Source organism: Polaribacter aestuariivivens (assembly GCF_005885675.1).
GTDB classification, from domain to species: domain Bacteria; phylum Bacteroidota; class Bacteroidia; order Flavobacteriales; family Flavobacteriaceae; genus Polaribacter; species Polaribacter aestuariivivens.
Window position 1 is genome coordinate 221,971 of record NZ_VANR01000005.1, and the last position, 11,774, is coordinate 233,744.

The following is an 11,774-nucleotide window of genomic DNA, read 5'->3' on the forward strand; positions in this document are numbered from 1 at the left end:
TTTAAACTTGTTATTTGTTAGTTGTTCCTATATAGTTTTGTACGGTTCTAAAGCCTATGTAACTTCTTGCTGTATCTGCATATTCGTAATCTCTAGATGCTACTTCTAAAAAGTATGCTACATCTTTCCAAGAACCTCCACGTACAATTTTTCTTTTATTTTTTCTATCCTCAACATTTGGATTCATCGTAGAAGCCATATAATATGATGATAAGTTGTAAGCTGTATTTGTCCATTCTGAAACATTTCCAGCCATGTTGTACAATCCGTAATCATTTGCATTAAATGATTGTGCTTCCATAGTGTATAAAGCGCCATCTACTGCATAATTACCTCTTACTGGTTTAAAGTTTGCTAAAAAACAACCTCTATCGCTAGTTGTACTTCCTGTACCCCAAGGATATGTTGCAAATTCTAAACCTCCACGTGCTGCATATTCCCATTCTGCTTCTGTTGGCAATCTAAAATCTGGAACTTGTGTTACGTTTTTTCTAGTTCTTAAATAATCGTTTTTCTTTTTAGTTCTCCAATTACAAAATGCGTTTGCTTGCCCCCAAGTTACACCAACAACAGGATAATCTCCATAAGATTGGTGGTAAAAATAATCTTGATGCATTGGATCGTTGTAAGAATAGTTAAAGTCTTTTACCCAAACAGTTGTATCTGGATAAATGTTTAATACTTCCGTTTGAACGAAGTCTTTTCTATTACCTCCTTTTCTTGCTGCATTGTCTCTATCAAACCAAGAATATCTATACTTTAAAAATTTTGTGTTAAAAGATCGTATTCCGTCCACAGCTTCTTCTCTACTAATGTAAAGTGAATCCATAACTTCTACATAATCAACATCTGGATATTCTTCTTTTTTCCAAACTAAATCAGTTTCCCAATTTAAAGGTTTTATAGAATCTATTCCATCACCTAAACTCCAGTAGTTTTCATACATGTATTTTTGATAAGGTGTTGCATTTGTTGTATCTACAGTTGCAAAGGCGTAATCATGAATTCCACCAGAAAGCGGAGTTCCTTCAGGGTTTGGTGTTGCTCCCATAGCCGCAAACTCTGCTTGATATCCTAATCTTGTTCTAATAATTGAATCTCTAACCCAATGAACAAACTCTTTATATTCGTTATTTGTAATTTCAGTTTCATCCATATAATATGGGCGAACTGTTACCGTTTTTGTTGGCGAATTCATGGTACCAATAATGTCTTCATCTTGTTTTCCCATGGTAAAAGAACCTCCAGGAATTAAAGCCATACCAAATGGTTTTTCTGAAAACCACTTTTTCTTGGCTTTTACACCAACTAATTCTCCTCTATCATTAGAGCCACAACTGTAAATTACTGTTATTAAGAGTGCAAATATTGCTGCTTTCTTCATATTCTAATATATCTTTACTAAAAAGTTCGTAAACCTATTATTTTTTTTGCTAATAAACAACGTTCAAATTGCATTTTAACTTATTACTTTTCAATATTTTTTTTAATTATACGAGTTTTCTCATTGCTTTATACCATTTTTCGGGTATTATTTGCTTTGTTGCATCTGTATAATCTTTATATGTACATGGTATTAACGCATGTCTTTTGTATTTATTATCTGATAAAATATTTATCTCTATCCACCATCTTCCAGATCTGTTACTTTTGTAAAAGGTAATAGGATCGTCATCCTCTAATAATACTGTAAATTTTTGATAATTATCTTTTCCAGAAAAAGGATAATCTTTTACTCTAAAATTCACGCCTTCAATAAAATACCAAATCATTTGAGCTATTAAATGAGCTGTTTGGTGATTGTTATCATATTTTGAATTGTACTCGTAAATTCCAAATGAGGTTACTTTATCACTAATACCTGCATACCTAGAAATAGCACAAATTTCTTCACCATAAAATCCATTTGGTGATGCATTATTGTTTGCTGGTGCTTCACTTTGTCTTATTGCTCCAATATCTATTGAAACAATATCAGCGTTTCTAAAAGCGGGTTCTATATTTTCTAATTCTTTTGCTTTACCTAACCTATACGCATCAAAAAATAAATTATCTAATAGTTGAATTTCGTCTTGTGCGTTAAAATATGTTTGATAGCCTACGTTACAATAATTAAACAAGTTATTAGGCTCTTGCATAATTATTTTACTTAAATAAGATTGGGAGGTTAGTTCATCTTCCAAATTTCCTAAATCAAACCTACTATCTACTGCTGTAATATTTACAGTTTGCTCTAGCGAGTCATAAGCTCTGTAATTTACGTAGGTAATATCTTGACCTCCTCCAATAATTATTGGAATGATGTTCTTTTTTAAAAGATCTGTAATAATTTCTGATACAGCAAAATAAGTATCCGAAACTTGGTTTCCTTTTAAAACATTTCCTAAATCGGCAATATTTGTACTCCAATCACCGGGAAATAATTCGTATAATTTTTTTCTGATAAAGTGTAAATCATTTCCACATCCAAAATTATTTTCTGAGTTTCGGTCTTCTTGAACTCCTAAAATAGCAATTTGTACGTTTTCTAGGTCTGGAAAGCCTTCTTGAACTGTATGAATTTTAACTTTTTGCGCTAAAGCAAGTGATGACTGCTTCACTAAATGTGACACAACATCTTCTTTTACAGGGGTTAAAAAGTCTTGATTCATCAAATTTTTAATAATAAAGTATGCAAGATACTAAATCATTACTTTTTTTTAGCAGTTTTTTTGGTTGTTGTTTTCTTTTTTGCAGCTTTTTTCTTTGGTGTTTTCGCTTCTATCATTTTAACTGCCTCATCTTTAGAAAGTTTTTCGATATCAGTGGTTTTTGGAAGTTCAATTTTAATTTTTCCTTTTAAAACATTGAATCTTCCCCAACGTGCTTTTTCTACACGAATACCAACATCTTCCCAATTATGAATTACCTTATCAATTTCTTTCTGCTTCTTTACTTCAATTAATTCAACAATATCATCGTCTGAAAGGTTATCAAAATCGTATTTTTTGTTTACGTTGATAAACATTCCATTCCATTTTATAAAAGGCCCAAAACGTCCAACTCCTTTTTGAACAGGTAAATCTTCATAATGATAAATTGGAGCATCAGCTTTTTGTTTTGCAACAATTAATTCTTTGGCTCTTTCCAAATCTACCTCCATTGGATTTTCACCTTTATCTAAGGAAACAAACATGGAACCAAACTTAATGTAAGGTCCAAAACGTCCATTTGACACAATAACTTCTTCACCTTCATAGGTGCCTAACGTTTTTGGCAGTAAAAATAATTCTAATGCTTCCTCTAAAGTAATGGTTCCTAAATTCTGATCTTTATTTAAGCTTGCGAAAGATTTTTCTTCATCTTCTGGCGCTCCAATTTGTGCAATTGGACCAAATTTACCTAAACGAACTAAAACTGTTTTACCAGACTCTGGATGTTTTCCTAAAATACGTTCACCACTTTCTCTGTCTGCATTTTCTTTTACATCTTCTACATTATCGTGAAATTTGGTATAGAAACTTTTAATCATCTCTGTCCAATTTTCATTTCCTTCAGAAATATCATCAAAAGAATTTTCTACTTTAGCGGTAAAACCAAAATCTAAAATATTAGAGAAGTTAGCCACCAAAAAGTCGTTTACAATGTTTCCGATATCTGTTGGAACTAATTTATTTTTGTCAGAGCCTGTTTTTTCAGTTAATGTTTGGTTTTTAACCTCACCATTAGAAAGTATTAATTGTTGGTACTCTCTTTCTACACCTTCATTTTGTCCTTTTTCTATATAACCTCTTCTTTGAACTGTTGAAATTGTTGGTGCGTATGTTGATGGACGTCCAATACCTAATTCTTCTAATTGCTTCACTAAAGATGCTTCAGTAAATCTGTAAGGTGGACTCGTAAAACGTTGAGTTGCGTTGATAAAAGTATACTCTAAACTTTCGTTTATTTTTAAGTTTGGCAACATTCCTGCTTGTTCCTCTGCTTCATCATCATCATTTCCTTCTAAATACACTTTTAAGAAACCTTCAAACTTAATCATTTCTCCATTTGCAGTAAATATTTTACTGTTTTCTGAGTTTTCAATTTTTACGTTGGTTCTTTCAAGTTGTGCATCACTCATTTGAGAAGCCAATGTTCTTTTCCAGATTAAATCATACAATCTGTTTTGGTCATACTCAGTATCTACAGAGTGCATTTTCATGTTTGTTGGCCTAATTGCTTCGTGAGCTTCTTGAGCTCCTTTTGCTTTTGACTTAAAAACACGTTGCTTGCTATATTCTTTTCCGTAATAATTGGTAATTTCTTCTTCTGCTTCGTTTCTGGCATCTACAGATAAATTTACACTATCTGTTCTCATATAGGTAATTAAACCTGCTTCATACAAACGTTGTGCTACCTGCATAGTTTTTCCTACTGGGAAACCTAGTTTACGAGATGCTTCTTGTTGTAAGGTTGATGTTGTAAATGGTGCTGCTGGAGATTTTTTTGCTGGTTTTTTTGTTAAATCGGCAATTGAAAAACTGGCATTTGCACAAGATTTTAAAAAATTTTCTGCTGCTTTTTTAGAATCGAAATTTTTTGGAATGGTTGCTTTAAAAGCTTTTCCTTCGTTGTTAGAAAACTCTGCAACTACTTTATAATGTGTTTCTGGCTTAAACTCTTGTATACTTCTTTCTCTTTCTACAATTAAACGAACTGCAACAGATTGTACTCTTCCTGCTGACAAACCACCTTTTACTTTACGCCATAAAACTGGTGACAACTCATAACCTACAAGCCTATCTAAAACTCTACGAGCTTGTTGTGCATTTACCATATTATAGTCTATATCTCTTGGATTTTCGACTGCTTTTAAAATGGCTTTTTTGGTTATTTCATGAAAAACAATACGTTTTGTATTTTCGTCTTTTAAATCTAATTGCTCTTTTAGATGCCACGCAATTGCTTCTCCTTCACGATCTTCATCACTTGCTAACCAAACAGTATCTGCTTTTTTTGATAATGCTCTTAATTTTTTAACAACGGGTTTTTTATCGTCTGAAACTATATATTTTGGGTTAAAATCTCCATCTACATCAATACCTAATTCTTTTGAAGGTAAGTCTGCTATATGCCCATAACTAGATTCTACTTGAAAATCTTTTCCAAGGAATTTTTCTATGGTTTTTGCTTTTGCTGGAGACTCTACAATTACTAAATTCTTTGCCATGTATCTTTTTTTGTCGTAATTATCGCAACCTAAACTGCGAGTTTTTGGACTGCAAAAGTATGTAGTTTTTTTTTTTTGAACTATTTTACATCAATTTTAGGATAAAAAATTATTCAACAGTAATTTTTTGCTTCATTTTTGTAGCTGAATTTCCACCTACAAAAAGCATAAATTCTCCTGTTTCTACTTCCCATTTTCTATTAATTGTATAAAATTGAAGTACTTCTTTATCTATTGTAAAAGAAACTGTTTTTGTTTCACCTGGATTTAATGTAATTTTTTGAAATCCTTTTAACTCTTTTACTGGTCTTACAATACTTGCCACTAAATCTCTTATATATAATTGCACAACCAGTTTTTCCTGAATTTGTAATATCTACAGATAATGTTATTTTACCATCAACAGACATTGTTTCTTTATCAACTTTTAAATTCTCATAAGAAAAAGAGGTATAACTTAACCCAAAACCAAATGGGTAAAGTGCTGTTTTTTCAGAATCTGTATATCCAGAAAAAGTTACGTGTTTAGGGTTGTAAGGTCTACCAGTATTTTTTTGATTGTAAAATAATGGCTCTTGCCCTACATTTCTTGGAAAAGAAACTGGTAGTTTTCCTGCTGGATTATAATCGCCAAAAAGTACATCTGCAATTCCGTTTCCAGATTCTGAACCTAATTGCCACGTTACTAAAATACCTGGTAAAATTTCGTTTGCTCTAGAGATGTCCATTGGTCTTCCGTTTGATAAAACTAAAACTATATTTTTATTTACTTTGTAAACTGCTTCTAACAATTCGTTTTGTAACCCAGCAAAACCTATGTTTGTTTGACTTCTACCTTCTCCAGATTGGTAGGCATCTTCTCCAATTGCTAACAAAACGATTTCAGCTTTTTTTGCTGCTGCAACTGCTTCTTTGATTCCTGTTCTATCTTCTGTATTAAATTTTAGTGGAAATAAAAATTGATTATCACCAGGTTTTACGGTTGGTATTGTTAGTTCAACTCCTTTTTCATAATACACTTTTGTATTTTTATCTACTTTTGCTTTTACCCCTTCTAATAAAGAAACTGCTGTGTTGTACTCGCCTTTTGCTCGCCAATTTCCAATAGGAGTATCTTTATTATCTGCAAATGGACCAATAACAGCAATACTTTTTACTGATTTAGATACAGGTAAAATATTGTTCTCATTTTTTAAAAGTACAATTGATTTTTTTGCTGCATCTCTTGCTACCCCCAAATGTTCTGGTGTATAAATTTCGTTTTTTTCTCTTTCTTCATCACAATATTTATAAGGATCATCAAAAAGACCTAACTGAAATTTTAATCTTAAAATACGTCTAACAGCATCGTTTAAATGTTCTAAAGAAATTTTATTTTCTTCTAGTAGTTCTGCTAAGTGTGCTTCATAAGCATATGATTCCATGTCTACATCACTTCCTGCATTTAGTGCTATTTCTGCTGCTTGTTTTTTGTCTTTTGCAAATCCGTGAGCTCTCATTTCTCCTATGGAACCCCAATCTGAAACTACAAGCCCGTTCCAATTCCAGTCGCCTTTTAAAATATCTCTTTGTAATACTTTATGACCTGTTGCTGGAATACCATCAATATCATTAAAAGAGTTCATAAAAGTTGCTACACCTGCTTTTGCAGCTGCTTTGAATGGAGGTAAAATCATATTATGCAATTCAAATTCGCCAACAGTTGTAGTATTATAATCTCTACCAGCTTCAGCAAAACCATACCCTGCAAAATGTTTTGCACATGCTGCAATGGTATTTATATCTGATAAATCATTTCCTTGAAAACCCTTTACTCTTGCCACACCAATTTGCGCACTTAAATAAGGATCTTCACCTCCACCTTCCATTATTCTTCCCCATCTTGCATCTCTAGAAACATCTACCATTGGTGCAAAGGTCCAGTTTAAGCCAGAAGCTGCAGATTCCTTAGCTGCAATTGATGCCGATTTTTCCATTAAATCTAAATCCCAACTTGCAGATTCACCTAATGGTGTTGGAAATATAGTTTTTAAGCCATGAATCACATCGTAAGCAAAAATCATTGGAATTTTTAAACGAGAATTTTCCATGACTAATTTTTGTGCTTCGCGAACTTCTTTTACTGATACTACATTTAAAACAGAACCTACTAATCCTTTTTTTATTTTATTTACTTTTTCTTGTGCACTTTTTGAAGATGCTGGTCCTGTTAAATCCCAACCTGCAGAATATTGCACCATTTGCCCAACTTTTTCTTCTAAATTCATTAAATTTAAAACAGAGTCTACTTTATGCTCTATATTTTGATCTAATGCTGAATTTGAAATTGTTTGATTAGAATCTTTACAATTTAAAAAAGTTGCTATAACTAATAAGCTGGTTAAGAAAAGTGGTTTTGACTTTATTTTCATAATATTAATTTAATTGAATTTGGACAAACACAGGAAAATGATCTGAAGGGTATTTTAAATCTTTAGAATCTGTTAATACTGCGTATTTTTTTATTTCTAAGTTTGCATTTTTAGAAATCATTATATAATCTATTCTGCGTGTAATTGGCTCATGAAATTTGAATCCATTAAAAGTTCCATCTGAACCAAAAACGTTTGTATTTGCTAGTTCTTTAGTGTCGTTAAAATTTGCTTTTAATTTTGAAATTAATTTACTGTTAGGTTCTACATTAAAATCGCCCGTTAAAATTACGGGATAATTTTGAGTATTTACTTTTTTAATTTCAGTTTCGATTAACTCCATACCTTTTAATTGAGCCTCAGCACCCTTATGATCTAAGTGCGTATTAAATACCCAAATTTTTTCATCTGAATTTAAAACTGTCATTAAGCCATATGTACAAATTCTTGGATAGGAAGCATCCCAACCTAAAGACATTTTTTCTGGAGTTTCGGAAAGCCAAAAAGTATTTACATTACTAAATTTTACTTTTGTTTTGTCGTAAAAAATTGCGGAATATTCACCTTTGTTTGCTCCATCTCTTCCATGACCAATGTAATTGTAATTTTTTAAACCATTTGTTAAATCTTCAATTTGATTTGGCCTACCTTCTTGAGTTCCAAAAACTGTAGGTTCATAAAACTTGATTTGAGATAATAAAAAATCTTTTCTATTTGCCCATTGGTTTTCAGCATCTGATTTTACATCTAAACGAATGTTATATGTCATTACTTTTAGCTCAGTTTGTTGTTTATTAGAATTACAACTAGCTAAAAAAATCAATGCAATTATTAAAATGTTTTTCATCATTATTACTTTTCCTTTTGATATACCCTTACATAATCTACAATCATTTTTTGTGGAAAAATAGTATCGTCAATTCCTTTTTTACCACCTAACATTCCACCAACTGCAACATTTAAAATTAAGTAAAATTTTTGATCAAATGGCCATTCTGCAGTTGTTTTGTGTTGATTAACAAATGTATTGTAAATTTTACCATCTAAAATAAAGTCTATTTTTTCTGGCGTCCATTCTAATGCAAAGACATGAAACTCCTCATTTGGGTTATTGATAAAAACACTTTTACCTTGTTGGGTATTTTTTGTATGATTAAAAGCTTTTGTATGAACTGTGCCAAAAATGGAATCGTTATTAAAACCAACATGTTCCATGATATCTATTTCACCAGATTCTGGCCAACCAACTTTGGTTTTATTATCACCTAACATCCAAATTGCAGGCCACATACCAACACCTTTTGGTAATTTTGCCTTTACCTCAAATTTACCATATTGCCAAGATACAATGTTATTTGTAGTTAATCTTGCAGATGTGTATTTACCAACTTTTCTTTCTGCAGCATATTTTTTCCAGCTTTTTTTGAGTAAATCTGGATTGTTATAATCTTTGTTTGCAATGGTTTCTTTATGAGCTTCAATGATTAAAGTTCCATTTTCTACTCTTGCATTTTTTAAACTATCTGTATAATATTGGTTTTCTCTGTTTGCTATAAAACCATAAGCAAAGTTCCATTTTGTTGGATCTGGGTTTCCTTTGTAATTAAATTCATCACTCCAAACCAAAATGTAACCATTATTTGTTGGTGCTTTTTTAATTCTCTCAAAAACTAATTCTGGTTCATTTGTGGTTATATAATCAAAATCGTTTGCCAATAACCAATCTATATCTTCAGTTGAATTTGCTGTCCAAGCGTTTAAAGTAATATTTAATTCCTTTGCTTCAGAAATCCAATTAGGATTCTTTTTAATTTTATATGCTAAATAATCTAAACCAGAAATTCCGTTTTCTTTTAATTCTTTTGGAGATTTTGAACCATCTAAATACTGTGTTTTTGCTGATGGATTTTTCTTTAAAATTCGTTTTAAAATATCAAAACTAAAACTGATGTATGAAGCTACAAATTTATCTGCTTTTAGTTCTTTTACTAGCGCTAGTGTTTTATCTGTTATTAGTACATTTCTCTCTTTTGAAGAAGTTGGTTTTAGCTCTACAATAAAACCTGTTGTGGTATTATTTTCCATACCCGCTAACAAATATGATTTTAGCGTTGGTAAAGTTTCACCATTTGATAATTTTTTTGTTGCTAGTTCTTCATAGTTGGTTTCTTCAATAATTAAATCATTATAATCTTTATCGTGAGTTACAATTAGCACTTCGTCTTTGGTCATTCTCACATCAAACTCGCTTCCAAAACATTTTAAACGAATTGCTTCTTTTAATGATGCTATAGAATTTTCTGGCAAATTATTGTTTTTCCATGCTCCTCTGTGAGCAATTACTGGATTTTTAGCAAAGTCTATCTTTTCATTTGATGAAAATTTATTACATGAAAAAAATAAAGTAGTTACTAAAATGATGAATGAAAAGCGCATTAGAAATATATTAATGATAAATTAGTTTCATAAAAAATAGTATCGAAAAAAAATTAGGGGCTTAATTTTCGATACTATTTTAATAAAGAATAAATACTTTGTTAATTAGTATCCTGTATTTTGTGGGTAATTAGGCCCTAAAAGATCTAAATCTTCTTGAAAAATTGGCCAGTTTATAAAATGATCTTGCCAGTTTGTTCTTGGGTCTTTTGCTCCTCTATTTGCTGGAAAGAAATCGCCATCACCTGCAAAACTTGTTATTTGACGGTTAATTACATCTTGTCCCATTCTTTTTAGCGTAAACCAACGTTGACCTTCAAATGATAATTCTCTTGCTCGTTCATCTAAAATTACTTGTTCATTTACTGCTGTAACTGGAGCTGCATTGGCTCTTGTTCTAATAGCGTTAATGTATGGTAAAGGATCTCCTGTTGATCTCATAATAGCTTCTGCAGCTATTAAATAAGTTTCTGCCAATCTGTAAACTAAAATATTACTTCTGTTTCTGTAAGATTTTGGGTCGTCATCTTCTTGATTAAATTTAATACAAGATGGGTGCAATCTTTGATAATATCTTTGATATTGAACTCCATTTGGATTTGCTGGTGAAATTGGTTTGTAAATATCAATTACATCACCTACATTTTTACCTGATGGTAAAGTATTTACATCATTATAAAAATAATTTAATCTAAAGTATGTGTTATCATCTCTAGTGTCATTTGGGTCTTCTGCCAATAAATCTAATAAATAATTGTTTGGTAATACTCTTGAAAAACCTCTACCTCCTTGTTCAATTTCTTCAACAATTCCTGGAATTTGAAAATATTGAGTAACAAAATTTGCGTTCATCATGGTTACTTCTCCACCACCTAAAACGTCGTCTTGAGATTGAATTACGTATAATTGTTCAGAATTATTTCTATCACCTTTGAAAACATCTGCTGTTGTAGCTACTAAGCTATGAGGACTCATTGGATCTTCAATAACATCTAATGCTTGTTTTTTAGCTTCAGCCCAGTCTCCTTCCCACATAGCTACTTTTGCTTTTACGTGTTTTGCTGTTCCTTTAGAAATTCTTCCAAATTTTACATTCCATTGTAAGTTATCTATCGCAAATTGTAAGTCGCTATTTATTAAATCAAAAATTTCTTCTTTTGTTGAATTGGTTTCAACTACATCAAAAGCATTTTCTACAGTTACAGATTTTGTAGTTACAAAAATGTTTTTATACATTCTATATAAATAAAAATAGGAATGCGCTCTAAAAAACTTTGCTTCTGCAATGATTTGATTTTTAGTTGCTTGATCTACATCTTCTACAACTTCTGCAGCATTAATTATATCTGTTGCTTTGTTGGTGATGTTGTAAAAATGTTTCCAAAATAACCTAGAGGTAAAATTTGATCCTAAATCTATTGGAGAAATACCTCTTTGATATCTTCCCATTAAACCTGTATAACCTGTTCTACTAAATGCTAAATCACTTCTAGATTGCATTAAAACTGCTCCCATATAATCTTGTGTGCCATTGTCGTAACGATCTCTATCGAACTTATACAAACTAACAACACCAGATTTTAAACCTTCTTCTGTATTATATATGTAACCTGAATCTATTAATGTGCTTGGTTGCTCATCTAAATAACCATCACATGACACCGTCAAAGTTATTACTGCTATTAGTAATATACTTTTTTTAATTGTTGAATAACTATTCTTAAATTTCATGATCT

General features: G+C 31.2%; 8 protein-coding genes. All 8 read right to left on the reverse strand.

Annotated elements, in window-relative coordinates:
* Positions 1–10: 10 nt before the first annotated feature.
* The 8 genes from porK to FDT66_RS10675 all read right to left on the reverse strand — a co-directional run bounded on the left by porK (position 11) and on the right by FDT66_RS10675 (position 11,769).
* Positions 11–1,384 (reverse strand): T9SS ring complex lipoprotein PorK/GldK, encoded by a 1,374-nt coding sequence (gene porK / locus FDT66_RS10645; RefSeq protein ID WP_138536320.1) that lies wholly within the window; start codon positions 1,382–1,384, stop codon positions 11–13.
* 106 nt (positions 1,385–1,490) lie between these two features.
* Positions 1,491–2,651 (reverse strand): formimidoylglutamase, encoded by a 1,161-nt coding sequence (locus tag FDT66_RS10650; protein ID WP_138536322.1) that lies wholly within the window; start codon positions 2,649–2,651, stop codon positions 1,491–1,493.
* 38 nt (positions 2,652–2,689) lie between these two features.
* Positions 2,690–5,191, reverse strand: a complete 2,502-nt coding sequence (gene topA / locus FDT66_RS10655; protein WP_138536324.1) for a type I DNA topoisomerase — start codon at positions 5,189–5,191, stop codon at positions 2,690–2,692.
* A 109-nt stretch (positions 5,192–5,300) separates the two neighbouring features.
* A complete protein-coding gene (locus FDT66_RS14245) occupies positions 5,301–5,516 on the reverse strand; it encodes a fibronectin type III-like domain-contianing protein (RefSeq protein ID WP_262709567.1) in 216 nt (71 codons plus the stop codon).
* The gene (locus FDT66_RS10660; RefSeq protein WP_262709568.1) at positions 5,449–7,602 is read right to left on the reverse strand and encodes a glycoside hydrolase family 3 N-terminal domain-containing protein; all 2,154 of its coding nucleotides are present in this window, start codon (positions 7,600–7,602) and stop codon (positions 5,449–5,451) included. Before FDT66_RS10660 ends, FDT66_RS14245 begins: the two co-directional genes overlap by 68 nt.
* A 4-nt stretch (positions 7,603–7,606) precedes the next feature.
* Complete coding sequence (locus FDT66_RS10665) at positions 7,607–8,452, reverse strand: endonuclease/exonuclease/phosphatase family protein (protein ID WP_138536326.1); 846 nt, start codon at positions 8,450–8,452, stop codon at positions 7,607–7,609.
* Positions 8,453–8,454: 2 nt separating this feature from the next.
* Positions 8,455–10,038 (reverse strand): family 16 glycosylhydrolase, encoded by a 1,584-nt coding sequence (locus tag FDT66_RS10670; protein ID WP_138536328.1) that lies wholly within the window; start codon positions 10,036–10,038, stop codon positions 8,455–8,457.
* 105 nt (positions 10,039–10,143) lie between these two features.
* Positions 10,144–11,769, reverse strand: a complete 1,626-nt coding sequence (locus tag FDT66_RS10675) for a RagB/SusD family nutrient uptake outer membrane protein (RefSeq protein ID WP_138536330.1) — start codon at positions 11,767–11,769, stop codon at positions 10,144–10,146.
* Between the last annotated feature and the right edge of the window lie 5 nt (positions 11,770–11,774).